The 26,357-nt window shown below is 42.7% G+C and carries 15 protein-coding genes, 4 tRNA genes and 3 rRNA genes; 15 read left to right on the top strand and 7 right to left on the bottom strand.

Features of this window, described 5'->3' with window-relative positions; all coding sequences use genetic code 11:
* Positions 1-642: 642 nt before the first annotated feature.
* Complete coding sequence (locus VMY36_00860; protein HUV42438.1) at positions 643-4,152, bottom strand: hypothetical protein; 3,510 nt, start codon at positions 4,150-4,152, stop codon at positions 643-645.
* A gap of 277 nt (positions 4,153-4,429) precedes the next feature.
* Here VMY36_00860 and VMY36_00855 point away from each other — a divergent pair, with 277 nt between their 5' ends.
* The 6 genes from VMY36_00855 to VMY36_00830 all read left to right on the top strand — a co-directional run bounded on the left by VMY36_00855 (position 4,430) and on the right by VMY36_00830 (position 8,653).
* Positions 4,430-4,630: a hypothetical protein gene (locus tag VMY36_00855; protein HUV42437.1), complete on the top strand. Its 201-nt coding sequence runs from the start codon at positions 4,430-4,432 to the stop codon at positions 4,628-4,630.
* Positions 4,631-4,688: 58 nt separating this feature from the next.
* Entirely contained in the window at positions 4,689-4,877 is a 189-nt protein-coding gene (locus tag VMY36_00850; GenBank protein ID HUV42436.1) for a twin-arginine translocase TatA/TatE family subunit, read from the top strand.
* A gap of 46 nt (positions 4,878-4,923) precedes the next feature.
* The gene (locus tag VMY36_00845) at positions 4,924-5,091 is read left to right on the top strand and encodes a twin-arginine translocase TatA/TatE family subunit (GenBank protein ID HUV42435.1); all 168 of its coding nucleotides are present in this window, start codon (positions 4,924-4,926) and stop codon (positions 5,089-5,091) included.
* A gap of 9 nt (positions 5,092-5,100) precedes the next feature.
* Positions 5,101-5,847, top strand: coding sequence for a twin-arginine translocase subunit TatC (locus VMY36_00840; protein ID HUV42434.1), 747 nt, complete (start codon positions 5,101-5,103; stop codon positions 5,845-5,847).
* Between the two features lie 81 nt (positions 5,848-5,928).
* Positions 5,929-7,014 (top strand): tRNA 2-thiouridine(34) synthase MnmA, encoded by a 1,086-nt coding sequence (gene mnmA / locus VMY36_00835; protein HUV42433.1) that lies wholly within the window; start codon positions 5,929-5,931, stop codon positions 7,012-7,014.
* Positions 7,015-7,189: 175 nt separating this feature from the next.
* Positions 7,190-8,653: ribosomal RNA gene (locus VMY36_00830) — 16S ribosomal RNA — on the top strand.
* 175 nt (positions 8,654-8,828) lie between these two features.
* Here VMY36_00830 and VMY36_00825 read toward each other — a convergent pair.
* Positions 8,829-10,976 carry a type IV secretion system DNA-binding domain-containing protein gene (locus tag VMY36_00825; protein ID HUV42432.1) on the bottom strand — a complete coding sequence of 716 codons (2,148 nt, stop codon included), beginning with the start codon at positions 10,974-10,976 and terminating at the stop codon, positions 8,829-8,831.
* Between the two features lie 43 nt (positions 10,977-11,019).
* Positions 11,020-11,093: transfer RNA gene (locus tag VMY36_00820), tRNA-Ile, on the bottom strand.
* 247 nt (positions 11,094-11,340) lie between these two features.
* Between VMY36_00820 and VMY36_00815 the strand changes: the two genes are divergently transcribed.
* The 9 genes from VMY36_00815 to VMY36_00775 all read left to right on the top strand — a co-directional run bounded on the left by VMY36_00815 (position 11,341) and on the right by VMY36_00775 (position 20,500).
* A complete protein-coding gene (locus tag VMY36_00815; GenBank protein HUV42431.1) occupies positions 11,341-11,532 on the top strand; it encodes a hypothetical protein in 192 nt (63 codons plus the stop codon).
* On the top strand, positions 11,525-11,758 hold the full coding sequence (locus VMY36_00810; GenBank protein HUV42430.1) for a hypothetical protein: 234 nt from the start codon (positions 11,525-11,527) through the stop codon (positions 11,756-11,758). The genes VMY36_00815 and VMY36_00810 overlap by 8 nt, the downstream gene beginning before the upstream one ends.
* Positions 11,749-11,821: transfer RNA gene (locus VMY36_00805), tRNA-Ala, on the top strand. The genes VMY36_00810 and VMY36_00805 overlap by 10 nt, the downstream gene beginning before the upstream one ends.
* Positions 11,822-11,912: 91 nt before the next feature.
* Positions 11,913-14,828: ribosomal RNA gene (locus VMY36_00800) — 23S ribosomal RNA — on the top strand.
* Between the two features lie 83 nt (positions 14,829-14,911).
* A 5S ribosomal RNA gene (gene rrf / locus VMY36_00795) occupies positions 14,912-15,028 on the top strand.
* A gap of 101 nt (positions 15,029-15,129) precedes the next feature.
* A complete protein-coding gene (locus VMY36_00790; protein HUV42429.1) occupies positions 15,130-16,281 on the top strand; it encodes a S1 RNA-binding domain-containing protein in 1,152 nt (383 codons plus the stop codon).
* A 10-nt stretch (positions 16,282-16,291) separates the two neighbouring features.
* Positions 16,292-17,608: a DNA repair protein RadA gene (radA, locus tag VMY36_00785; protein HUV42428.1), complete on the top strand. Its 1,317-nt coding sequence runs from the start codon at positions 16,292-16,294 to the stop codon at positions 17,606-17,608.
* Between the two features lie 482 nt (positions 17,609-18,090).
* Complete coding sequence (rho, locus tag VMY36_00780; protein ID HUV42427.1) at positions 18,091-19,359, top strand: transcription termination factor Rho; 1,269 nt, start codon at positions 18,091-18,093, stop codon at positions 19,357-19,359.
* Between the two features lie 49 nt (positions 19,360-19,408).
* On the top strand, positions 19,409-20,500 hold the full coding sequence (locus VMY36_00775; GenBank protein ID HUV42426.1) for a M23 family metallopeptidase: 1,092 nt from the start codon (positions 19,409-19,411) through the stop codon (positions 20,498-20,500).
* Between the two features lie 60 nt (positions 20,501-20,560).
* On the opposite strand, the gene VMY36_00770 is transcribed toward VMY36_00775, so the two are convergent.
* The 4 genes from VMY36_00770 to VMY36_00755 all read right to left on the bottom strand — a co-directional run bounded on the left by VMY36_00770 (position 20,561) and on the right by VMY36_00755 (position 26,041).
* Positions 20,561-20,634: transfer RNA gene (locus VMY36_00770), tRNA-Ala, on the bottom strand.
* 4 nt (positions 20,635-20,638) lie between these two features.
* Positions 20,639-20,712 (bottom strand) — tRNA-Ala (locus VMY36_00765).
* 44 nt (positions 20,713-20,756) lie between these two features.
* Complete coding sequence (locus VMY36_00760) at positions 20,757-22,718, bottom strand: hypothetical protein (protein ID HUV42425.1); 1,962 nt, start codon at positions 22,716-22,718, stop codon at positions 20,757-20,759.
* Between the two features lie 23 nt (positions 22,719-22,741).
* The gene (locus VMY36_00755; protein ID HUV42424.1) at positions 22,742-26,041 is read right to left on the bottom strand and encodes a DUF2341 domain-containing protein; all 3,300 of its coding nucleotides are present in this window, start codon (positions 26,039-26,041) and stop codon (positions 22,742-22,744) included.
* Between the last annotated feature and the right edge of the window lie 316 nt (positions 26,042-26,357).

Below are 26,357 nucleotides of genomic sequence, written 5' to 3'. Positions count from 1 at the left end.
AAACCGCTGGAGTCAGGATGATTTTAAAAACAGTTGCCAAGGCTGGTTGGAAACTGATAGCGAAATTCCTGGCTGGGGGAAAAACCAAAGACTTAATCAAAAAACTTGGTTAAAACCCCTCTTCAGTGGTTTTCTTAGAGGTTGTTATCTTGTTACAATGTTTTTAGCCGTTGATGGGTACGGCGGTTATTTAATGGAAAAAAAATAAAAAATGGCATTTACACCCAACCAAGGAAATTGGAAATGGTTTCAGGACGATGGTATCGAACCATCAAGCCAGCTGGCTAATGAAAATACCAAGCCAACCTTACCCAATAATATCAACAAGACCAGATTGAGAATCCGTATTGGGGAAACAGGTAACACAAACGGGAGTGGGGCTTGGACGATGGAGTATTCCCTTAATGATATTGATGGTTGGACGTCTTTTGGTGCTGCTAATCACTGGAATTATGCCGATGGTCAAGCAACCGAAGGGAATCCTTCTCCACCTGTGGTTGGGCAATGGCTTTTGACTGACACCACCTCGCAAGGGCAATACATTGAAAGCGGTACTTATACTTGCGCGGTTACTAAAAAAAAGAATAACGAATTTGATGTTTGTATTGTCCCGACGGCCAATGTTTCTTCTAGCACCACCTATTATTTCCGGGTCAAAATTGCCGGCGCCATAATTCCTTTGGATACAGATAAATCCCACTCGCAGGTTTTGACGGCATCTGGTCCTTCAGCCAGTCCAAGTGTCTCTCCCAGTGTTTCCCCATCGGTTTCTCCTTCAGCTTCCCCGAGTGTTTCGCCAAGTGCTAGCCCGTCGGTCAGTCCATCTGTTTCACCATCGATTTCCCCCTCGGTCAGTCCATCTGTTTCACCATCGATTTCCCCATCGGTTTCACCATCAGTTTCTCCCTCAGCTAGTGTGAGCCCTTCAGTTAGTCCTTCAGTGAGTCCCAGTATTTCACCTTCAGCCAGTCCATCGGTTTCTCCGAGTGTTTCGCCGAGTGTTAGCCCTTCAGTCTCGCTTTCAGTCTCTCCTTCAGTCAGTCCATCGGTTTCTCCTTCAGTTAGTCCTTCAGTGAGTCCCAGTGTCAGTCCATCAGCAAGCGTTTCGCCGTCTGTCTCTCCAAGCGTTAGTCCATCAGTTTCACCCAGTGTGAGCCCGTCTGTCAGCCCCAGCGTCTCACCCTCGGTCAGTCCGTCTGTTTCACCGAGCGCAAGTGTTTCACCTTCAGTCAGTCCTTCTGCTTCTCCTTCAGTTAGTCCTTCAGTGAGTCCTAGTGCCAGTCCGTCTGTAAGTCCATCAGTCTCACCCAGCGTCTCACCATCGGTCAGCCCGTCAGTTAGTCCATCGGCAAGCGTTTCACCGTCGGTCAGTCCTTCTGCTTCGCCGTCTGTCTCTCCAAGCGTTTCACCCTCTATCGGTGTATCTATAAGTCCTTCAGTAAGCCCCAGCGTCTCACCCTCTGTGAGTCCGAGCGTTTCACCTTCAGCTTCTGTATCGCCCAGTGTTTCTCCAAGCGCTAGTCCATCTGTTTCGCCTTCAGTTAGTCCATCAGTCTCACCCAGTGTTTCACCCTCTGTGAGTCCGTCAGTATCACCCTCCGCTTCAGTCAGTCCGAGCGTTAGTCCAAGCGCTAGCCCGTCGGTTTCACCCAGCGTTTCTCCTTCAGTTAGTCCATCAGCAAGTGTTTCACCGTCTGTTTCTCCAAGCGCTAGTCCATCTGTTTCGCCTTCAGTTTCCCCGAGTGTATCTCCGAGTGCTTCACCTTCAGTTTCACCTTCAGTCTCTCCATCAGCTAGTGTTTCACCGTCAGTCTCACCCAGTGTTTCACCTTCTGTGAGTCCGAGCGTTAGTCCAAGCGCTAGTCCATCTGTTTCGCCATCGGCATCTCCCTCGGTCAGTCCGTCTATCTCGCCATCAGTTTCACCTTCAGTCTCTCCATCGGCAAGTGTCTCACCCTCTGTGAGTCCGTCTGTTTCTCCGAGTGTTTCACCTAGCGTTTCTCCTTCAGTTTCACCTTCAGTTAGTCCATCGGTAAGCCCATCCGTTTCACCGAGTGCCAGCGTCTCACCTTCAATTTCTCCATCTGCTTCTCCGTCAGTCAGCCCATCAGTCTCACCCAGTGCCAGTCCATCTGTTTCTCCGTCAGTTAGTCCATCAGTCTCACCTTCAGTCAGCCCTTCAGTCAGTCCATCGGCTTCAGTTTCACCCAGTGTCAGTCCATCTGTTTCGCCTTCAGTAAGTCCATCAGTTTCACCCTCTATCGGTGTATCTGTCAGCCCATCAGTCTCACCTAGTGTGAGTCCTTCAGTCAGTCCGTCAGTCAGCCCATCGGCAAGTGTTTCACCTTCAGTCTCACCCAGTGTCTCACCCTCTGTGAGTCCGAGTGTTAGTCCAAGCGCTAGTCCATCAGTTTCACCATCGGCATCTCCCTCAGTCAGTCCCTCTGTCTCGCCATCAATCTCACCCTCAGTCTCTCCATCGGCAAGTGTTTCACCGTCTGTAAGTCCGTCTGTTTCACCCAGTGCCAGTCTATCTGTCAGCCCATCAGTCTCACCCTCCGCTTCAGTCAGTCCGAGTATTAGTCCAAGCGCTAGTCCCTCAGTTTCACCCAGTATTTCACCCTCTGTGAGTCCATCAGCTAGTCCATCAGTCTCACCCAGTATTTCACCCTCTGTGAGTCCGAGCGTTTCTCCTTCAGCTTCTGTATCGCCCAGTGTTTCTCCAAGCGCTAGTCCAAGTGTTTCACCATCGGCATCTCCCTCTGCTTCACCATCAATTAGCCCATCAGCTTCACCATCAATTAGTCCTTCTGCTTCGATCAGCCCAAGTGTTTCACCTAGTGTTTCGCCATCGGTTAGCCCGAGTATTAGCCCCAGTGTCTCTCCAAGTGTTAGTCCATCAGTTTCTCCTTCCGTTTCTCCGAGTATCAGCCCCTCAGTATCTCCCTCGGCTTCGATATCACCATCAATTAGCCCTTCAGTATCACCAAGCGCATCTCCAAGCGTAAGCCCATCAATTAGTCCGTCGGCCTCACCTAGTGCGAGCCCATCGCTTTCTCCTTCAGTATCGCCGAGTGTCTCACCATCTGCTTCGGTTTCGCCGAGCGTCAGTCCAAGTGTTTCACCGAGTGTTTCTCCAAGTGTTAGCCCATCTGCTTCACCATCAGTCAGTCCGTCAATTAGTCCCTCAGTATCACCCAGTGTGAGTCCATCGGTATCACCAAGTGCTTCAGTATCTTCTTCAATTTCACCCAGTATTAGTCCATCAGTATCACCGAGTGCTAGCCCTTCGGTCTCGCCTTCAATTTCACCGAGTGTATCGCCAAGTCTGTCTCCGATAGTAAGCCCATCGGTTTCGCCTTCGATATCGCCAAGTGTTTCACCATCTGCCTCGGTATCTCCCAGTTTGAGTCCCAGTTTGTCTCCTTCAATTTCACCAAGCGTTAGTCCCTCCCTTAGTCCGAGTGCCAGTATTTCACCATCGGCTAGTCCCTCTTTAAGTCCGTCAGTTTCACCAAGTGTCTCTCCGAGTCTGAGTCCGTCTGTTTCACCGAGTCTGAGTCCCTCGGTCAGTCTATCGGTCAGTCCTAGCGTTTCTCCGTCAGCCAGTGTTTCCCCTTCAGTTAGCCCTTCAGCCAGCCCATCGCTTAGCCCCTCGGCTAGTCCAAGTGTCAGTCCATCAGCATCAGTTAGTCCAAGTGTTTCACCCAGCGTTAGTCCTTCTGCTTCAGTTAGTCCAAGTGTTAGCCCTTCAGCCAGCCCATCGCTTAGCCCCTCGGCTAGTCCATCGGTCAGTCCGTCTGCTTCAGTTAGTCCAAGCGTTTCACCCAGCGTTAGTCCATCAGCATCAGTTAGTCCAAGTGTTTCACCCAGTCTCAGCCCCTCAGCCTCAATTAGTCCAAGCGTTTCACCGTCGATTCTCGTTAGTCTTAGTCCGTCGGTCTCACTCAGTGGCTCAATATCTCCATCGCCTTCATCATCACCCTCACTACCCTCACCGACGTCTGCTAGCCCCAGCCCATCGCCATCACCCTCACCAACACCGGGTTCACCCTCACCAACACCTTCACCCAGTATTAGCCCCTCACCTTCAGCTTCGCCCAGTCCTCGGCCTGTTCCTACTCCGCCTCCGGCGCCAGTTATCTTTAACAAACACCCCCTCATTGTTGGTAGGGAAGTTGTTAGCAAGAGGGGTTATTTAGGCTTAAAGGCTGTTTCCATTCCTTCTTGGAACACTACTGGCCGGCCCAAGAAAGCTAAAAAGGGCACTTTTGGCTTTAATGTGGAAAGCAAAACATTGGAGTTCTGGAATGGAACTTCTTGGCTGAAATTGCCAATGAAAAAAATCAGCTAACCCCTCAAAAATTTTTCTCCCCCTTAAAACTTGACACCAAAAGAAAAAAGTCTATACAATGGATGTGAAGTCAAAATGGAAAAGAGTTATCCGCTCCTGCTAAATATCGGTCAAGACTTATTCTTAATGCTCGGCATGCCCAAAATTGCCTCCTGGAAAACAGGGGAGAGACCAAAAAAGGCCAAACAGGGAATCTTGGGATTTAACTTGCAAACCAACAGTCTGGAGTATTATGATGGTTCTAATTGGTTTGCAGCTAGTATGGGTAAAAAATAACCATTTGTTTTAGCTCTTGCATTTTGTTATATTGAGTTATATAGTCAAATTTAATCAAATGTTTAGTTTCTTAAAAAATATCAGTCCAACAGAAGTAATTCTTATTGTTCTGATCCTTGTGGTCCTGTTTGGCGGTAAATTCGCCATTAAATTAGGCAGGGTAGGGGGAGAAAGCTTCAGAGAAATTAAAAAAATCAAAGACGGCCTTACCGGGACTACTGAAAAAAGCGAATCACGTAAGGATTAAAAACCTGCGTTATTCGCGAGGTTAAAATAAAAAGGAGGTGTAGGATATGTTCCGCTCAATCGGGACCACAGAACTAATAGTTGTCGCTGTCATCGTTGTCTTCCTCTTCGGAGGTAAGAAAATCCCAGAACTCTTTGAAGGGGTAGCTAAGGCACTCAAAGAATTTAAAGACGCCTCGGGAGGCACCGACAAAAAAGACAAAGGTAATGCTTAATAAGGCATCATGGTTGCGACTAATATCCAACCTATAAATTCTTCTGAATTAGCCAAGATAAAAGAAAAACTTTCCCCTTTCCTCAAAGAAATCAGAAAAAGAATCATTTTTACCGTCGCCGTTTTTGTTGTTGCTACAATTATTGGTTTTATCTTTTATGAAAAAATCATTAAATTCTTACTTAGTCTTCTCCCTCTTGAAGGAATAAACATTGTTTTTACCTCTCCTTTTCAGTTCATTAATCTAGCCATCAGCTGCGGGATCGCTACTGGATTGGTAGTCGCCCTTCCTCTTTTAATCATCCAGGTTTTGTCTTTTCTAAAACCAGCTTTAAAGAGAAAAGAGTTTAAAAGAATAATCAAATTCTTACCTTTTTCCGTCATCCTTTTTTTAATTGGATTTGTTTTCGGGGCTCTAATTATGAAATGGCAGATCGAGGTCTTCCAGGCCAAATCAGTTCAATTAGGTATCGGCAGCATGTTAGATATCAGTAAGCTTCTGTCTACCTTTCTTTTAATCTCCACTCTAATGGGAATTAGTTTCCAGTTTCCAATTCTCTTGCTTTGCTTAGTCCGTTTTGACCTCATCAGCCGCCAAGAGTTAAGCCGAAAACGTCTGTGGATTTATCTGGGTTCTTTTTTCTTCGCTATCCTTCTTCCCATTGATTCAGTTTTGGCCGACATTCTTCTTTCTTTACCTCTTATCGTTTTATTTGAACTTACCCTGTTTTTGAGCAGGGTCTATAAAAGAAGATAATTTATCGCTGATACAGCCATTTCTCCACCCGAAAAAGAATTATATTAAGCTCCATTTGGCTTCCGTGATAAAATGAGGGGCATGAAGAAACAAAAAGTCGCCGTTGCTATGAGCGGGGGAGTTGATTCCGGAGTGGCCGCAGTCTTACTGGTCAAACAAGGTTACAAAGTAGCGGGTTTCCATCTGCAACTTTGGTCAGAAAGGGAAAAAGATCAGACTTTTTTAAATAAGTGTTGCGATACCGCCAGTTTACAATCGGCTCAACGAACCGCTAGTCAATTAAAGATACCTTTTTTTAAAGTTGACTTTGTGGCCCCTCTTTTTAAAAAAAGAGTAGTTGACTACTTTTTAAGAGAATATGGTTTAGGACGAACCCCAAATCCTTGTGTTGTTTGTAATCGTTTTATCAAATTTGGAGAATTAATGACTTATGCTCAAAATTTAGGCCACGATTATTTGGCCACCGGTCATTACGCAAGGATAGTAAAAAACAAACAGTTTCATCTTTTAAAGGGAAAAGACAAGAAAAAAGACCAATCTTATTTTCTTTACAATCTTAATCAAAAAAAGCTAGCCAAGATATTTTTTCCTGTTGGTGATTATCAAAAAAAAGAAGTAATTAAAATGGCTAAAAAATGGCAGTTACCAGTGGCCGAAAGACCTGAATCTCAAGAAATTTGTTTTTTCCCAGAAGATGATTATCGACCTTTTTTAAAACGGCAAATTAAAGAAAAAATCATTCCTGGTGAAGTGGTTAATCTTAAAGGTCAAGTGATTGGTAAACATTTAGGATTGCCTTTGTATACGGTGGGCCAAAGGCACGGTTTTAAGATTACTGACAAAAAAGTCCTAGGACCTCTTTATGTAGTTGATAAGAAAGTTAAAAAGAATCAGTTAGTCGTCGGTTTTGGCAAAGAAGTAGAAAAGAAAGAATTTTTAGTTAAAGACGTTAATTGGCTTTCTGGAAATCCGCCTAAAAAAGAAATAAAGTGTCAGGTAAGAATTCGTCATCAGGGTGATCTTCTGAAAGCAAGGATTAGAGGAAAGAAAGAAGTAAAAGTTGTTTTGGATGAATCAGAACGAGGCGTCGCTCCTGGTCAAGCAGCGGTTTTTTATCAAGGCGAGGAAGTATTTGGAGGCGGAATAATTAGCTTGAATAGGGATTGACAGTTAAGAACTATTTTGTTATCATCAACCAAGAAATGACATAGTTTAATGACCAGGTCGGGCGTTTGCCCGCAATAAAGCATTAATCCCGGCTTGGTCCGGGATTTTAAGTTTTTAGGAGTCCTTTGAAAATTGAATAGTAAACCTTTAACAATATTTATTGTGGTAGGAAATTTTTTTTGAGAGTTTGATCCTGGCTCAGGATGAACGCTGGCGGCGTGCCTTAAGCATGCAAGTCGAACGATCCCATTTCGGTGGGATAGTGGCGGACGGGTGAGTAACGCGTAGGAATCTACCCTTTGGTGGGGAATAGCTTCGAGAAATCGGAGGTAATACCGCATAAGCCGTTTACGGGAAAAAGCGTAACTGCTTGCCGAAGGATGAGCCTGCGTCCTATCAGCTTGTTGGTGGGGTAATGGCCTACCAAAGCAATGACGGGTAGCTGGTCTGAGAGGATGGTCAGCCACAAGGGCACTGAGACACGGGCCCTACACCTACGGGTGGCAGCAACTGGGAATCTTGCGCAATGGGCGAAAGCCTGACGCAGCGACGCCGCGTGCGGGATGAAGGCCTTCGGGTTGTAAACCGCTTTTATTTTGTTGTCGAAACAGAAAGAATAACCACCTGCAAACTACGTGCCAGAAGCCTCGGTGATACGTAGGGTGGAAGCGTTATCCGGATTTACTGGGCGTAAAGGGTTTCGTAGGCGGTTTATTAAGTCCAAGTTCAAAGCCTGGGGCTCAACCCCAGATCGGGTTTGGATACTGATAAACTAGAGGTCTTTAGGGGGTACTGGAATTCCTGGTGTAGGAGTGAAATCCATTGATATCAGGAGGAACGCCAAGGGCGAAGGCAGGTACCTGGGAATGACCTGACGCTGAGGAACGAAAGCTAGGGGAGCAAAAGGGATTAGAGACCCCTGTAGTCCTAGCCGTAAACGATCCTCGCTAGCTGCTCTATCTTTTCGATGGAGTGGCGCAAGCTAACGCGTTAAGCGAGGCGCCTGGGAAGTACGACCGCAAGGTTAAAACTCTAAGGAATTGACGGGGACCTGCACAACCGGTGGAGCATGTGGTTTAATACGACACAAAGCGTAGAACCTTACCTGGGCTTGACATGCTAGCTGCATCCTTCGCGAAAGCGAGGGAGCCTTTGAGGGTGCTAGCACAGCTACTGCATGGCTGCCGTCAGCTCGTGCCGTAGGGTGTTCCCTTAAGTGGGTAAACGAGCGCAACCCTTACTGTATGTTAAATATTCATACGGAACTGCCTGCGTTTAACGCGGGAGGAAGGGGAGGATGACGACTAGTCAGTATGATGCTTATGTCCAGGGCGACACACATCCTACAATGGGTACGACAACGAGTTGCAAAAGAGTAATCTGGAGCTAATCTCTTAAACGTATCCTCAGTTGGGATTGTGGGCTGAAATTCGCCCACATGAACCCGGAATCGGTAGTAATCGCGGGTCAGCAGACCGCGGTGAATACGTTCTCAGGTCTTGTACACACCGCCCGTGACTTCAGGAAAGCTGGGGGCGGCCGAAGTCCGCTTTTAAAGCGGCCTACGCCGAATTCAGTGATCAGGAATAACTCGTAACAAGGTATCCGTTCTGGAAGGAGCGGATGGATCACCTCCTTTCTGGAGTGAACGATCCGCCTTTGGCGGAAAAGACACCCCAAGATTTTGTTGGTTTTTCTTGCTTATCTCATTTATGAGATAGGAAACAAAACTAACGTCTCCTACCACAGTAAATAGGGTTAAAGAAAAAACCACCTAATCAAGGTGGTTTTTTAATGCCACTGAAAAGTTGAGGTTACTTTTTATAAGAAAATCTTTCTCTTGAAACTCTGATGACTTTTTCTCGGTTTTGGTTCTTAGATTTAGGTAGGGGTAGGGTATAGGCAAAGAAAGGTCTGGAAGTAATATTATCAACCGCTAGTTTAGTCACGACTTGGAAGTTGGAAAGACCAACCAAATCTTGTTCTGTATAAATACCCCCAAACTCTCTTTCTAAGATATTGGCGTCTTCGGCGCCAACTAGAAAAGAAATTAAAGTGGCAGCGTTTCCCAGGATTGCTTTCTGGACGTCTTCGTCAATTTGAGCCATGTATTGATTAGCTAAACAAAGGTTAAGACGATATTTTCTTGCTTCAGAAAGAATTTTAATAAAAGCCCTGGTAGCAAAGTTTTGAAACTCATCGACGTAAAGATAAAAATCCCGTCTTTGTTCTTCAGGAATATTAACCCGATTCATGGCGGCTAATTGAATTTTGGTAATTAACATTGCTCCTAATAGAGCAGCATTATCTTCTCCTAAACGTCCTTGGGAGAGGTTAAGAATAATCACTTTGCCCTCATTCATGATTCTTTCTAAATTAATAGTTGATTTGGGTTGGCCAATAAGACTGCGGATTAAAGGTGAAGTAACAAATTGGCCGACTTTGTTCAAAATGGGATTAATAGCTTCTTCTCTTAATCTGTCTGGCATCTTATTATATTCTTCGGTCCAAAAGCTGGTCAGAACTTGATCTTGAAGTTTTTCGACGATTTCGTTTCTGAAATTTTTGTTAGTTAAAATTCTAGGAACATCAACCAAAGTAGTGTTGGGCGTTTGAGCCAGGGTGAGTAAAGTATTTCTCAAAATATATTCCATTCTTGGTCCCCAGGAATGAGCGTAGAGTTTATAGAAAATAGAGACAATTCCAGAAGCAACAAGTTCAGCTTGCGCAGGATCATCAACCTCAAGAATATTGATAGAGAAGGGATATTCTTTATCAGCCGGATTTAAATAACAGATATCGTTTATCCGATGAGAGGGGATATAGTCCAAAAGAATTTCTGAAAGGTCACCATGAGGATCGATTACTGCCAAACCCTGGCGCTTTTTCAGATCATCAATGGCCATGTTGGCAATCATAGTTGATTTACCGGTACCAGATTTACCAACGGCATAAATATGACGACGACGATCATCCTTTTTTATGCCAAAAGTCATCAATTTATTTTTATATTCTGTTCTAGTAAAGAAATTAATTTCTGACTTTTGTTCTTCGGTTAAACCTTCAGCTATTGGTAAATTTTCTGGTGCTTCGGTTAAAACCGAACGCCCCCAAGCAATATTAGGAATTTTGACACTTTGTCCAGGCAGGTGCCAGAAAGTGGCCAATTCAGAAACAGAAAAAATTTGATAACGTGGGGTAAAACCTGATTGGTGGGTTAAGATGGCGTTTTTTAATTTATTTTTATTTAGAACAGAAGGCTTTTTGAAAGCTAGGGAGTTACCATCACCTCGAGTAAAAGGAGCAAAACCACCAGCTAATGATTTTAAAAGCAATTCCGAAGAAGTAGCTAGTCGGATACCCGTTTTTAATCCGCCTTCTTCAATTTTTTGTTTAATCAAATTTTCTCCAGGTAAAGCTTGCCTTTCTGTTTCACTGATTCTGATTCCTTTAGTGATGGCCCTTTGAGCTGACGATTGCCAGCCTGAACTGGCTTTTTGAAGGACTAACTGAATTAACAAAAGATCATTTTCGCTGGCTTTTGACATCACCGCTAAAATAGAGGAGAGTGAATCAACATCAGTGAATTCTTTATAGGTTTTAATAGGATAATAATAACTGGTTGATTGAGTCATCTGGCCGATTTTCAGAGATTCTTTTTCCCAATTTTGGAGATAGTCAGGGACACGATTAAGAATTGCAAGGGGATAAGCGGCCAAGATTTGGCTCTCTAAAAAAGGCAAAAGTTCTTCAGAAACAGCCACATAAAAGTGAATTCCTTGTTGATGACAGGTAATTTCTAAAATCAAGGGTTCTGATTGTTTTCTAAGAATTCTCTGAAAGATTGACTGAGAAGAAAGGGCTTTACTGAAACCAGAGAATAGATTAGCCGCCGATTCTGGGGTATACTCGTTTTCGCGAGGTATTCTTATTTCTAAAATTATTTTTTCTTTTTCGGGCATAATTAGGCGTCTTTTTTGACCACGCCACTGTGGCTTGACGCAGTGGGCGCGCCTGGGATCGAACCAGGGACCTCTTACTTATCAGGTAAGCGCTCTAAACCACTGAGCTACGCGCCCGATCAGAAAAATTTTAACATAAAAAAGAGTGGATATCTAGCCGCTTGACATCTATTCTGTCATTCCGTATAATAATCTCATATAATAAGATTGTAATTAAGGAGGCTTAACCCAGACGGGTTTAATCTTATGGGAAATCAGATGAAATATTACGTTATCACCAAGTTCTTTTGGCGTGGGACGTAGTCTGATTTCTTAGGTACCTTAAAAGGGTCGCCTCCGGGCGACTTTTTTGTTTTTTGGAAAAATGGTCAATAAATATCAAGAATTATTAATAAAAAAAGAAGAAGCTAAGGCAAAGCTTGATGAAGCGTTAAAAAATTTTAAGGGCGTTAAACACGAGGATTCAGCTACAGAGTTACAAGAGTCGCAGTTGAATGTCGCCCGAGCACATTTAATCAGTATCGAAGAAGAAATAAAGAATTTGAGAAATGAATAACCAGATCTCAAAAGAAGAGAAAAAAAAGGCTCTTCTTCAAAGTCAGGAGAAGGCCCTTGAGAGGCTCAGAAAAGTTCAAAAAAGGATGAGAGAGGAAGAGGAAGACTCTGAAGAAATTTGGCCCGGACATGATAGTACTAGATATCATCTTAAGATGACTGAATACGAGACTCTTTTAGCTTATCTCAAAGAAATAGATGAAGAGCTAAAAAAATTGGGCCGATAGCTCAGTTGGCAGAGCACCTGTTTTGCATACAGGAGGTCAGCGGTTCGAAGCCGCTTCGGTCCACCTTGGCTCCTTGAAAAGTGAATAGAATAAAGTAATAAAATATCTACCAAAGCCCATAAGGGCGGAGGTGGATTAAATCTTCACAGAGAAGAGCTACTCTAATTAATGCAGATAATGAATGCCTTGGCTGTTTGGGCCGAAGAAGGACGTGGCGTGACGACGAAACTCGTCGGGGAGGTGTCAAGCAACCTGCGATCCGGCGGTCTCCGAATGGGGAAACCCGGTCCGTTTCGACGGATCACTCAGCGTCAAAGTGTCACTTTTGTGACATCTAGACGCTAGAGAGGTAAGTGCCCGAATTGAAACATCTTAGTAGGGCGAGGAAAAGAAATCGAAGAGATTTCGTTAGTAGCGGCGAGCGAAAACGGAAAAGTCTAAACCCATCAATTGATGGGGGTTGTAGGACCTTAATATGGGAGTACCGAGGATAGCCGAAGTATCTGGAATTGGTACGCCAAAGAGAGCGAAAGCCTTGTAGGCAAAATCCAAAGTACCCCTAGAGGGATCCTAAGTACCACGAGAGATCAACTCCTGTGGGAATCTGGGGCGACCACGCTCCAAGACTAAATACCCAAACAGACCGATAGTGAACTAGTACCGTGAGGGAAAGGTGAAAAGTCCCCCGGGAGGGGAGTGAAATAGAACCTGAAATTATCTGCTGACAAACAGTCAAAGTCCGCTTTTAGCGGATGATGGCGTGCCTATTGAAGAATGAACCGGCGAGTTTTCATTCTCTCTATAAATCTAACCCATTTTGTGGGGAAGGTGCAGGGAAACCGAGTCTTAAAATGGCGTCAAGAGAGTGTGGAAGACCCGAAACCGGGCGAGCTATCCGTGGGCAGGGTGAAACCTATCGAAAGATGGGTGAAGGCCCGAACCAGTGTCTGGTACAAGAGGCTTGGATGACCTGCGGATAGGAGTAATATGCTAATCGTGCCCGGTGATAGCTGGTTCTCCCCGAAATATATTTAGGTATAGCGTTCTGATATAAACCAGAGAGGTAGAGCACTGAATGGATATGGGGCGGAAACGTCTCATATTCAATCAAACTCCGAATTCTTTGGGGTTCATCAGGGCAGTCAGCCCCGCCGGGCTAAGCTGGTGGGACTAAAGGGAAACAATCCAGACTTTCGTCTAAGGTCTCTAAATTGAATCTAAGTGTAAAAGGAAGTGAAATCGCTCAGACAGCTAGGAGGTTGGCTTAGAAGCAGCCATCCTTTAAAGAAAGCGTAACAGCTCACTAGTCGAGGGGTTTTGCGCCGAAGATCTAACGAGGCTAAGGTTCGTACCGAAGACAGAGGTGCCAAGTTTACTTGGTGCGGTAGGGGAGCGTTGATGTAGCAGTGAAGGCTACGGTGTAAGCCGGGCTGGAGCGACATCAAGTGAGAATGCCGGTATGAGTAGCGAGAAACCGGTGAGAATCCGGTTGGCCGAATATCCAAGGTTTCCGAAGCAATGGTCGTCAACTTCGGGTTAGTCGGTCCTAAGGCGAGGCCGAATGGCGTAGTCGATGGACAACAGGTTGATATTCCTGTACCTTGGTTGTTTCGTTATTAGTTGGGGAGAGACGAAATTTGATATATCTGGCGTCATAATGATTCGACGTTTAAGCTACAAATCAGTGGTGATTGGAAAATCCGTTACCATGACGGTAAGTAGTGATGAAAAGGCCTGAGCTTGTCGAAGGCCAATCAGACGGCGTTAAGTTTCCGAGAAAAGCTTCGCAATGAGAAACAATCGAGACCGTACCGCAAACCGACACAGGTGGATAGGTAGAGAATACTAAGGCCAGCGGGAGAAGGGGGTTTAAGGAACTCGGCAAAACAGCTGGGCGTAACTTCGGGAGATGCCCTGCCACGTTTGACGTGGCCGCAGCAAAAGATGCTTGCCGACTGTTTATCTAAAACACAGGTCTGTGCAAAGGCGAAAGCCAAAGTATACGGGCTGAGGCCTGCCCAGTGCTGGAAGGTTAAGGGGAAGGATGATTCAATTTTTTTGATGAGTTCTGAACTGAAGCCCCGGTAAACGGCAGCAGTAACTATAACTGTTCTACGGTAGCGAAGTCCCTTGTCGGGTAAGTTCCGACCTGCACGAAAGGTTTAACGAGCGAGCAACTGTCTTGAGCCCTCACCCGGTGAAATTGAAATGGCTGTGAAGATGCGGCCTACTTACTGCAGGACAAAAAGACCCTGTAAAGCTTTACTATAGCTTGACATTGGGTTGAATTTATTGATTGTCGAGAATAGGAGGGAGGCTTCGGCCAACAGTGAAATACCTCTCTTTGATAAGTTCAATTCTAACCTAAAGATCCTGGAAGCGGATTTGGGAACAGTGTCTGGTGGGTAGTTTGACTGGGGCGGTCGCTTGCTCAAAGGTAACGCAAGCGTACAAAGGTCGGCTTAGCGCGGATGGAAATCGCGCTGGACGTACAAAGGCAAAAGCCGGCTTAACTGCGAGACTGACGGGTCGAGCAGGGAGGAAACTCGGTCTTAGTGATCTCCCGTTTCTTCGTGGGAAGGACGGGACTTAACGGATAAAAGCTACTTCAGGGATAACAGAGTAGTCGCGCCCAAGAGTTCATATCGACGGCGCGGTTCGCTACCTCGATGTCGGCTCAGCGCATCCTGGGGGTGGAGAAGCTCCCAAGGGTTGGTCTGTTCGCCCATTAAAGCGCTACGTGAGCTGGGTTCAGAACGCCGTAAGGCAGTTCGGCCTCTATCCGCAGTAAGCGTTGGATACTTGAGAGAAGCTGACCATAGTACGAGAGGACCTGGTTGGGGGAATCCCTAGTGTGCCAGTTGTTGCCGTCAGGTGCATCGCTGGGTAGCTACATTCCTTCGGGATAACCGCTGAAAGCATCTAAGCGGGAAGCCCATCTCAAGATAAGGTATCCTTCCGCGTTTAACGCGGGAAAGATCGGTAGGAGATTACTACCTTGATAGGCGACCGGTGTAAGCACAGTAATGTGTTTAGCCAAGTCGTACTAATCGATCGAAGGAGTAGTTCGTGAAGATTAGTCCGCCTACGTTCTTAAATTTGGTAGATTAAAATTGTTCTATTCACTTTTAAAGGAGTCAAAATAAAAAATTGGCCAGTCCTTGGAGCGAAGTGGAACGACTCGTTCCCATTCCGAACACGAAAGTCAAACACTTCAGCGCCGACGATAGTTGATCCGCAAGGGTCTGCGAAAATAGGTCAGGGCTGGCCTTTTTGGTATTTCTAAAACCTCAAAACAATAAAAAGACTTGGCAAACTCTTAATTTTAAGGTAGAATAGAAAAACTTTCTTGAAAGTGAGGTAAATGGAATTTGAAAAAAAGAAAATCGAAAAAAATAGAGAAACAGACTAAAAAGTCTTCTCCCAAGGCTTCGGTTAAACGTTCTTCTAAAAAACAACCCACAACTATGGAAGAGCTTCTTAAACAAACAAAGCATCAGTTACATGGCTGGAAAAGAGGCGATGTGATTAACGGAATTGTAGTAGAAAAAACCAAAGGTATCCTTTATATAGATATCGGCGGTAAGAGCGAGGGGATGGTGATTGATCGGGAAATGAAAGCGGCTAGAGACTTTATTAAGGAATTGGAAGTGGGGAGTCAAGTTGAGGCAGTTGTAAGTCAACCAGAAAACGATAAAGGTCAGACTTTGCTTTCTCTTAAAAAAGCGGCAGCTGATTATCTCTGGGGTCGGTTTGAGGAAAAGATGAAAACAGGTGGGGCCGTAAGAGTGACAGGTAGGGAAGTTAATAAAGGGGGTTTAGTGGTTGAGGCCAAAGGTCTACAAGGTTTTATCCCCGCCTCTCAATTTGGTTCTAAATGGGAAGAAAAGATAGAAAGATTGATTAACCGACAGATTGAAGTAAAGCCGATCGAAGTGGATCGAGGCAAAAATCGATTAATTTTTTCAGAGAGAGAAGTTTCCGAAGCCGCTCTTCTCAAAGCGCAAGAAGAAGAACTTAGGAAGATTAAAATTGGCAATACTTTTTCTGGTAAGATCACAGGCGTGATGCCTTTTGGCTTTTTTGTCAAAATTAAACCAGACAAAATTGAACTAGAAGGATTGGTTCATATTTCGGAGATTTCTTGGCAAAGAGTTGAAGACCCCGGAGAGTTTTATAAAGTAGGTGATAAAATTAAAGTTAAAGTTTTGGCGGTTGATAAAACGACTGGTAAACTTAATCTTTCTATTAAACAGCTCAAACTTGATCCTTGGGAGGCGATTGAAAAGACATATCCGGTTGATGCTCGAGTCAAGAGTAAAGTTGTTCGCTTGGCTCCATTTGGTGCTTTTGTTGATGTAGAGGAAGGAATTGAGGGTCTAATTCATATTTCTAAAATTCCTGCGGAAAAATCTCTTAAAGTTGGTGATAAAGTTGATTGTTATATTGAGTCAATTGATAAAGAGGGGAGAAGAATGAGTTTGGGATTAGTTCTAAAAGAGAAACCAATAGGCTATAAATAGTTTTTTCTTCATGGCGAAACCGATTACCAAATTTGTTTGCCAACAGTGTGGAGCAGAAGCGCCAAAGTGGTTGGGTCGTTGTCCTCAGTGTGGAGAATGGAATAGTCTAGTTGAGACAAAATTGGGCATTCCAGATAGAGTAAGCGGAGAAATTATTTCCCAAGCTAAACCTCAGAAACTTTCCCAAATTAAATCGGTTTTTCAATCAAGAATGAAAACAGGGATAAGTGAATTTGATTTGGTTCTTGGTGGAGGAATAGTTTCTGGTTCAGTGGTATTGGTCAGTGGTGAACCAGGGATTGGTAAAAGTACTTTAATGCTTCAGTTAATCAGTCAGATAGATAAAAAAAGAACACCTCCTCTTTATGTCTCCGGAGAAGAATCGCTGCAACAAATAAAAATCAGGGCCCAAAGATTAAATTTGAAAATTCCAGAAACACTTTTTTTAACGGAAACTAATGTGGAAACAATTTGTGCTCAGATTAGAGATTTAAGACCTAAAATGGTGATTATTGATTCTATTCAAACTTGCTGGACAAGCAGTTTATCAGGAATGGCAGGATCGGTTGGCCAAGTAAGGGAGTCAGCGGCTATGTTTCTTAAAGTTGCCAAAAAAGAAGGGATTCCTTTACTTCTCGTTGGCCACGTAACCAAAGCTGGAGCGATTGCTGGGCCTAAAGTTCTTGAGCATATGGTGGATACGGTTATTTATATTGAAGGCGAAAGATTTGGAGGAGCGAGATTATTGAGAGCAACAAAAAATCGTTTTGGGGCTACCGACGAAGTCGGTGTTTTTGAAATGACCGACAAAGGCTTAATTGAAGTGACTAACCCTTCTAGGCTTTTTCTTAAAGAGCGAGTTAAGAAAACTCCAGGTTCAGTGGTAGTGGCTACTTTAGAAGGGACCCGACCTGTTTTGGTAGAAATTCAAGCTTTAGTTGTACCCACAACCTTAGTTATACCACGAAGAATTGGTCAAGGAATTGATGGTCGGCGTTTACAGCTTATCTCTGCAGTGTTAACTAAACAATTAAGATTGCCCTTAGCTACTTTTGATGTTTATGTTAATGTTGTTGGCGGCATTAGAATTGATGAGCCTGGGAGTGATTTAGGCGTTGCTTTAGCGATTATTTCTTCCTTTAAAGGCATTTCTCTTGATCCCAAAACGGTTTGTTTTGGTGAGATTGGTCTCTTGGGGGAGATAAGAGAAATTAGTCAAACTGATAAAAGGAAAAAAGAAGCCAGAAAATTAGGTTTGACTGAAATTATTTCTCCGGAGAAATTTGCTTCAGTTAGTCAATTAGCCAGAGAATTATTTAAGAAATAACTTTTCCCTTATTTATCCACAATACTTGATATTCCTTTTAAAAGTGGTTAAAATGAAGCTAATATAATAATAGTATAAACTATAGGACTGTCAGTTTTTTCAGAAGATTTTCTTATAGGATTGACACTCTTGACAAAATATGTTAAATTTGTCAAGAATTCACTTTTACAATTAAGCTTTAGTAATAAACAAAGAGCATTACTATCGCTGGACAGATTACCACGAATAGCAATGCCCTTCGCATGTTGGTATTGAGTCAGGACAGGCGACTCAAATACCAAGTTGACAATAACACAGTCGTCAAGAAAATGTCAAGATTTTAGATTCGATTTTGGGATGGAGGGTGGTGTGTAGGGCAGGCACACTACTCTCCATTCGAGAATCGAAAGTTTGCCTCTTGACAGAGTGTTTTAATTTTTGTTTAAATTAGATTGTAGATTGGTGAATTAAATTCTCCCTTAAATTAGTGGTTAGATTCCTTAATGCCAGTATCTAAGAAATTTATTGCTTCAGAGAAAAAAGAAGCCGTTTCTAAAACCGAGAAGAAGTTGTTAACGGCCGATGAGTTTGTGGGGAAAAAAGAAACTCCCTATGAAAATGAATTTAATGGGGTTGTCGATAATCGGCGGATTCCCGATGCAGATGTGCCAACTCACTTTGTCGAGGGGATCTTAGGGGTTGCTCCTGAAGGTCACGGCTATCTTAGACCTAAATTTTCGCCTTCTGACAGAGACGTTTATATTTCCTCTTCCCAAATTCACCGTTTCAATCTCCGTCCTGGTGACATGATTGGTGGCCAGGCCCGAGAGCCAAAAGAAAATGAACGTTATTATGGCCTTTTAAAAGTAGAAAAAATTAATGATTTGGCTCCAGATAAAGTAGGTAAGCGACCAGTTTTCGAGAGTTTGACGCCCCTCTATCCTGAGGAACAAATTAAACTAGAAACAGGCAAGGCACCTGTTTCTACTAGAGTTATTGACCTTATCTCGCCGATTGGTAGAGGCCAACGGGGCTTAATTGTTTCACCACCTAAAGCAGGTAAAACTTGGCTTTTAAAGGATATTGCTAATGGGATTACCGAGAACTACAAAGATATTCATTTGATGGCAGTTTTGGTAGGAGAAAGACCAGAAGAGGTGACTGATATTGCCCGTTCAGTTAAAGGTGAGGTTATTTCTTCTAATTTTGATGAGCCACCAGAACAGCAGACAAGCGCAGCTGAAGTAGCTCTAGAGCGAGCTAAACGGCTGGTAGAACTTGGCAAAGACGTGATTATCCTTTTGGATTCAATCACCCGTTTAGCCCGTGCTTATAATCTCAGTATTCCCACTTCGGGGCGAACTTTGACTGGTGGTTTTGATCCAGCCGCTCTCTGGCCTCCAAAGAAATTCTTTGGTGCCGCCAGAAACATTGAGAAAGGTGGTTCGCTAACGATTATTGGTACCTGTTTGGTTGAAACAGGTTCGAAAATGGATGATTTGATTTACGAAGAATTTAAAGGGACCGGTAATATGGAGCTCCATTTGGTTAGAGAATTAGCCGAGCGGCGAGTTTATCCGGCGATTGATATTCAACGCTCTGGGACCCGACAAGAAGAACTTCTCTACGGCAAGACAGTCTATCCTAAAATTATTACCATGAGAAAGATGGTTGATATGCTCGGGGCGAATGAGAGAACAGAATTATTTTTAGAACGTTTAATTAAAACCAAATCTAACAGCGAATTCTTAAAGACTCTCAATCAAGGCTAGAGCGGTTAAATTGACTTCTACTTCTGCCTATGTTAACCTGGTTCCACTTATGGAGCACCCCTCTTTTAAAAAAGATATTTGGCAATTCCTCTGTAGTTTAGGTCGTTATTCTCGCAAAAAAACCGCTAGAATTTTTCATTTGTTCGAAGGGGGTAAGTCAAAGATGGCGGTGGTTCTTTACCGTCAGCGGGGACGCTACAGTCGGCCTTTTGTTCACTCCGGAATGATGCTTTTAATTGTGATAGGAATTACCCTAGGACCGGTTTTAATTGAAGAGAATTTCCCTGGATTGACAGAGAGTTCCTGGCAGCAGGCTGAAGCGACGGCTGTTATTTCCGCCACTAAAGGAGAGATAGAAACCTCGACTCTTGAGTCAATTAAACCCCGTTCAGAGATTATTGAGTACACGGTTAAGTCAGGCGATACGGTTTCAACCATTGCCGAGAAATTTGGTGTTTCCATTGATACGATTCGTTGGGAGAATAATCTTGAGACAATTAAATCAATCAAGGTAGGTAGTGTCTTAAGAATTCTCCCGGTCACTGGTATTTCCCATAAAGTCCAACACGGAGAAACAATCTATTCGATTGCCAGAAAATACCAAGTTGATGCCCAGGTGGTTGTTAACTGGCCTTACAACTCCTTTGCTAATGATGAAACTTTTGCTTTAGCGGTTGGTCAAGAATTGGTTGTTCCTGAAGGGATTATGCCTAAGGCAACACCTAGTGAACCAAGACGTTATTATGCGGAGGTGCCAGCCGCTGGGACGATTACTGGCACCGGTCAGTTTGTTTGGCCAGCGAGCGGCCGAATTACTCAATATTTTGTTTGGTACCACCCTGGAATTGATATTGCTAATAATAGTGCTCCAAATGCTCTGGCAGCTGATTCAGGAACAGTAATAGTGGCTGGTTGGCCTGCCCCTTGGGCTTATGGTAATCGGGTTTTGATTGACCATGGTAATGGTTTTAGCACTCTTTATGCTCATCTGTCGGCAATTTATGTTTCTCCTGGTCAAAATGTTAGTCGGGGACAGTCAATTGGAAAAATAGGCTCAACCGGGCGGAGTACAGGTATTCATCTTCACTTTGAGATAAGGAACGGAGGCGTGGCTGTTAATCCTTTAAGCTATCTTAAGTAGTAATATTCTCTTATTTTTTCGTTTTTTCCTATAACAAAAAGCCTAGAAGTTACTTTTAAGTGGACCGTGCGGGAGTCGAACCCGCGACCTTCTGCATGCCATGCAGACGCTCTAGCCAACTGAGCTAACGGCCCAGAGTGGACCTGGAGGGAGTCGAACCCTCGACCTCCGCAATGCGAATGCGACGCTCTAGCCAACTGAGCTACAGGCCCAATACTTACTTTAATTTTAACATTGAAACCTTAAAAATTCTACTTTAGGGAGATGATTCTTCTGATAAGTTGATTAGTGGTTGAGTTATTGGTGAAGGTAAAGGCGAGGGTTCAGTTAAGCTAGACTCTTCTGTTTCAGGAGAAACAGCTTTTTCTTGTTGTTGGGGTAATTCTTTAGCTAAAGCCTCTAATTCATTCTTAGCTTTTTGGTAGTCAGTTGAATTAGGATCAACTAAATTAACCACATTTTGCATAGCGTTATAAGCTTCCTGATACATTTCTCTTTCTCGGTAAGTGGCGGAGAGATTATAATAAGCGTTAGCATAATCTGATTTAAGAGAAACGGCGATTTCAAATTGACGAGTCGCTTGTTCAAAATCCTCAAGACTATAGTGGAGTCCGCCTAATTCGATGCGAATTTGAGGGTTAAGAGGATCATTAATAATTGCTTGTTGGTAACTAGTAATGGCCCATTGATCAGACTTATCAGCAAATCTAAGAAGACTGCGATAAGTTTGAGCTAGATTTTCCCAATTAACCGCATCAGTCGGGTTAAGAACAGTGGCAATTTTGGCTTCTCTCACTGTTTGTTGGAACAAACTAGTTATTTTATCCCAGTCTCGGCTGGCTTGATCTGGTTGGTTAACTAGAGCAAAGGCAAGAATAAGATTGGTTTGAGAATAAACGCGACGATAAAGAGGTGAATAGGGATTGAGTTTAATCGCCCTAATTTGTTGATTGTAGGTAGGGATGCCTTGATTTTTAGCTAAGGAATCAAGTGATTGTGTAAAAACAATTTCGGCGACATAAATTCGCCCCCAGAGATAAACAAAAAAGAGAATAATTGCTAAGCCAACAGTTAAGATAATAGGCGGGATTTTTTTTGAGGAGAAAGATAGTTGTTTTGTTTCCTCAGGCTTGAGATTGAAAAAAGCTAACAAGATGTAGGTTAAACTGAGAATAACTAAGTTAATTCCAATCAACCAGGGAATAATAAGGGTAATAGCCAGGATAATTAAAAGTAATCTTTGGTTTTCTTTTCTTTGTTGGTAACTTTTAAAAAAGAGAAGACCGATTTTAATTATTAAAAATAAGTAAGCAAAAAAGACTAATAAACCACCAGTCGTTAATAAGTCAAGGGGATAGATTATTGCTCGATCAAAACGGAAATTCCAGAAGTCATTTTGATTAAAACTTAAAGGTTTAAAGCGACTAAAAGCAGAAATATAATTACCTGGGCCAACTCCAAAAAGAGGATTGGTTTTAAGAGATTCAATGCTAATAATCCAACTATCTCGGTAAGAGAGAAAAGCAAAATCTTTACCTAGTTCTGGAGTTAGGTTATGGATACTTAAAATCAAGCTTAAGGTAATAATGAAACAAGCGCCACCAGTTAGAAATGTTATTAAATATTCTTTTTTATTAAGTTGCTTAACGAAGAGGTAAAGGGTAAGGATTAAGCCAAGAAAAAGAAACGAAATTAGAATTAGTATACTACCAAGAGGAGTAAACCATTTATCTTCTAGCCAAGGAAGATTAGTGAAAGAGCTTGTCAGACCAGAAGATTGATAGAGAGTGGCTAGTGAAAGAAAAACAGCACTGATAATTAGACTTGAAAATAAATAAGGGAGAAATTTAGATTTTAAATTGTTAGTGATTATAAAGTAGATAAGCGTTAAGCTAATGATTGTACCTGTGCCGGTTGATGCCAAAAAGGGAATAGTCTTGTGAGTTTTAGTCATTAAGCTAGCAATGATAAAAGCGATCATTAAAAGAAGAAGAGGAAGATCTAAAGGTGATCTTCGGAAAACAAGCTTTTGGTTCAAAACCATTTTTATCAACCAAAGGATTAGGAGGAGGCTAGTAAAAACAATCAAAAGAGTTTGTTTATTAAACTCATAAAAATCGATTGTAATTGGCAGGAAAAAGATTGGCAAGAGAAAAGCTAAGCTGATGATTAACCAACCCATGATTTTTTCTATATCCCAAATTATTTTATTTTCCATAACTTCTCAATTATAGCTTTGATTCAGTTAATAATCCACCAATTGAAATTAATATCTTGATTAATCTTTTTATCAATGCCTACTCTAAACCAACCAATCTCTTCTGGAGAATCAGCTTTTTTGGCTTTAATAAAGAGGACTTTATTATCAGGGTCACTGGTAGGGGTAACGTAAATCATCGTATCATCTGTAACAAAATGAGATTTAATAGTGATTTCTGTATCATGGGCAGTTAGAGTAGCTTGGCCAGCAGTGGCATTAGTTTCAATTTCATTTTCTGAGATTTGATTAGTTTCTTGTTTAGCATTAGCAATGGCTACCTTTTTAAAAGTTGATGTCCCCGAGGAATCAATTGAGGCAATTGTTTCTTGATCAACGCCTTTAACAATTAATTTACCGAAACTAGATTCTTCTTCTGATTCTGATTGGTTGTCTAGATTAATAATCAGATCCTGATCTGGTAATGGTTCGATTTCGCTCAAAGCTAATCTGCCTTTAATCGCCACATCACCTTTAAAAACAACGTTTCCTTGAGAATCAATCGTAATTTTGCCAGCTAAGATATCAATCCCTCCTAAACCAAGATTTTGAAGATAAAGGTTGTCGATTAAAGAATTGATTGAATTGTCAGCTAGATTCAGGGTGCCACCAATATTAAGCGAGCCGGCAACCGAGGTATCACCAAGAGAGGTATTACCCAGAACAGTGAGATTATTATTAATCATTAAATTCTCACCAGAAATATCATTTAGGTCAGCTTGGGAGGTTGCTTCAGTTGAAGTTTTCAAAATCTCGTCAACCAAAGCCTCTATATCTGGTGAAAGTTCAAGATCAGCCATTGGGTCAATATTACTACTTTCAGTGGCTGGTGATTCTTCCTCTGTAATTGTTTCTGGTGGCGGTGTTGGCGAAGATATTGCCGATGCTGTTTCTTTATTAGCCTCTAATTGAGCCAGCCTTTCTTCTAATCCCTGAATTTTTTGAGCAGAAACGGTGGCGGCTAAGAGTTCGCCAAATTTGCCTTCTAAACTAACGATTTCATTGCTAACGATTTTATCAGCGTAGAGGGTACCAGTAATGGTGGCGTCTTTAGTTTCTAAGTTCTCACTGGTGATAACCTTGCTTAAAAGTTTCTCAAATTTACCTTTATCTGCTGTAATCTCACCACTAAAGGTAGCGTTGCCAAGGCTATCAATACTAGCGACCTCTTGACCGTCCTTGCCTTTAATAATTAATTTGCCAAAACCACTTTCATCTTTTTCCAAATTAACAATCAGATTTTCGCCTGGTTTTGAATCAATCTCTTTCAAACTAATTCTTTCTGTATCAATATCTTGAGTTTCGATTAAAGGTGTGACTAAACTTTGGGTTTGGATTTCTTGGCTGGCTAATTTATCAGTTACCAATTCTTTGGTTTCAATCAAACCAGCTTTAATCTTGCCAATCACTGCTTCTTTAAGGATACTAACCTTTTCGATTAGCCCATCAGTAGAATCTTTAACAACGAATTCTTCTTCACCATCTTCAGTTATTATCTTTTCAATAAAGATGTCACCGGTATCTGTTAGATAAACATCAGGGTTATACCAAGAGATATTGATAAAAATCTCAATTTTGCCGCATTGATATTGTTCATAAGGTGCAGTACACGGTTCGAGTGTTTGCTCCAAACCAAAAGGCTCTAGGGCTTTACCAACAATTGGTCCAGCTTCAGTACTTTTCATTCCCACGCCTGGAATCTTACTTGATGTAACCGGATCGCCAGTTTTAATCAGACCGTTGATAGTGGAGACTTTAGTTTTAAATACACCACTAATAGTTGGTCTGTAACCATCACTGTCATTATATTCTGCTATGCCAATAATATTTTGGTCATAGGCATAGCTTGATTTTGTAAATCTTGCGTTTTCGATGGTCTGATTTGAATCTAAAGCCTCGGTTATAGAGAGAAGATCTCCCACGGTAAATGACTCTTCCTCTTTAGGATAGATTCTGCTTTCAATAATATGGCCAGTAGCATAGCTTTGTGCAATCATACCTCCTCCGACTCTAAACAGATAGGACCCTATATCTATTGTTCCAATACCAATATTGCCGTTAAGTGAGTCAGAAAAGAAGATAGTTGGAGAACTATTTGCCGAAATTTCGCTACCTAAATCAACGCTAACGCTAACTGTTTTTCTTTGGATAAAGACCACGTCTAAATATGGTGGTTGAATGCCGGTCGCTGTGGAAGTTGTGAAACTATAATTGTGTGTGTGGTCGGCCTGTGCCAAAGTATAGGGATTACCAGTGGCGCCATGTTGACCGGTGTTATTTGATGGAACAGAGGTAGCTTTTGTTCCGTTAGAAGTATGATTGTGGGTTGTTGCTCCTCCTGTTTCGCCATAACTAGTGTTTCCTCTGGGAAATAGATTAGAGCTGTTCAAAGAAGTGAATAGATTCCAGCCAAGGGGGGGTGCGGAATTTGAATTTGTTGGGACGATGACATTGGCTTCAAAAGGAGCAGTAGCGTCGGGAGTGGCCGCAATTACATCCAAATAGGGAGGAACATTACTTCCTCCAGAAGTAGTTCCGCTAACTGTGTGAGTATGTGGGTCGTTTGGAATATATGCCTTTGTCCCGCTGCTCCCACCAGCCGATGGGTTAGAGCTTCCTGTGCTATAGGGATGAGTATGGGTTGTTGCTCCTCCTGTTTCGCCATAACTAGTGTTTCCTCTGGGAAATCGATTGGAATCGTTCAAACCGGAGAACGAGCTCCAGCCAGAGGGCAAAGAAGAATACCAAGAAATTGATGAGGTTGGAAGAAGTGGGGCCGGATCATCAGCAGAGCAGAATATAACAGATAGATAAGGAGGTATTTGGTTATTTGCAGTCGAGCTAACTGTTCCGCTATAGGTATGAGTATGAGTATATGATGTGGCAGCAGAGGAGGTTGTTCCATAGGAGATAGTAATAGATGGCCCAGTAGTTGTTCCGCTAAAAGTGTGAACAGCGTGAGCCGTTGTTCCTCCTGTTCCGCCATAACTAGTACTTCCCCTTGGGAATCGATTAGAATCGTTCAAACCGGAGAATGAGCTCCAACCAGAGGGACACGAGACATTAAACATGGTAATAAATGAGCCAGAATAGGTTTCGCTTGCATTGATAGAAGTGGAATTTCCGTAGACAAGATAAATTTCTTTTTGGGAAGTAGCCGGTATAGTGGGAACTGTTACCCAAATCTGGGTTGCAGAAGTGTTACATCCTTGTTCTAACCAATAAACTAAGGGAGTTGTTTTATCTGAATCCATAAATCTTATATCATCACAGTCCGATTGCATTTTGCTGTTAGAGATTAGAGTAGCGGTATCGATTTCAACTAAAATATCATAATCTGTGAGTTCTCCTCCCGAATTAGTGATAGTGATATTCCTTTGGTAATCATATTTTTGCCTCATAATGACAGAGCCATTAACATCTAATTTAACTACAGGCTCTACCATCCCAATTCCCACGTTGCCGGTGGTGCTTTGTAAGATAACATCACCATCACTGTTAAAAATAAAGTCATCGGAAGTAGTGTCGTAGTAAATTCTGCCTTCATCGGAAGTATTGGTACCGATATGGAGAGTTTCTGGCCCTAGGTAGAGATTGGCC

Source organism: Patescibacteria group bacterium (assembly GCA_035529375.1).
Taxonomy (GTDB): domain Bacteria; phylum Patescibacteriota; class Microgenomatia; order PFEM01; family JAHIFH01; genus DATKWU01.
This window is presented reverse-complemented; position numbering and strand designations above follow the sequence as displayed.

Bases quoted from the DNA above. Each gene is read 5' to 3' on its own strand.
- VMY36_00855 (HUV42437.1), top strand. From the start codon at position 4,430: ATGGAAAAGAGTTATCCGCTCCTGCTAAATATCGGTCAAGACTTATTC.
- VMY36_00840 (HUV42434.1), top strand. From the start codon at position 5,101: ATGGTTGCGACTAATATCCAACCTATAAATTCTTCTGAATTAGCCAAG.
- rho (HUV42427.1), top strand. From the start codon at position 18,091: ATGCCAGTATCTAAGAAATTTATTGCTTCAGAGAAAAAAGAAGCCGTT.
- VMY36_00845 (HUV42435.1), top strand. From the start codon at position 4,924: ATGTTCCGCTCAATCGGGACCACAGAACTAATAGTTGTCGCTGTCATC.
- VMY36_00775 (HUV42426.1), top strand. From the start codon at position 19,409: ATGGAGCACCCCTCTTTTAAAAAAGATATTTGGCAATTCCTCTGTAGT.
- VMY36_00760 (HUV42425.1), bottom strand. From the start codon at position 22,718: ATGGAAAATAAAATAATTTGGGATATAGAAAAAATCATGGGTTGGTTA.
- VMY36_00815 (HUV42431.1), top strand. From the start codon at position 11,341: ATGGTCAATAAATATCAAGAATTATTAATAAAAAAAGAAGAAGCTAAG.
- mnmA (HUV42433.1), top strand. From the start codon at position 5,929: ATGAAGAAACAAAAAGTCGCCGTTGCTATGAGCGGGGGAGTTGATTCC.
- radA (HUV42428.1), top strand. From the start codon at position 16,292: ATGGCGAAACCGATTACCAAATTTGTTTGCCAACAGTGTGGAGCAGAA.
- VMY36_00810 (HUV42430.1), top strand. From the start codon at position 11,525: ATGAATAACCAGATCTCAAAAGAAGAGAAAAAAAAGGCTCTTCTTCAA.
- VMY36_00755 (HUV42424.1), bottom strand. From the start codon at position 26,041: ATGCAATCGGACTGTGATGATATAAGATTTATGGATTCAGATAAAACA.
- VMY36_00825 (HUV42432.1), bottom strand. From the start codon at position 10,976: ATGCCCGAAAAAGAAAAAATAATTTTAGAAATAAGAATACCTCGCGAA.
- VMY36_00850 (HUV42436.1), top strand. From the start codon at position 4,689: ATGTTTAGTTTCTTAAAAAATATCAGTCCAACAGAAGTAATTCTTATT.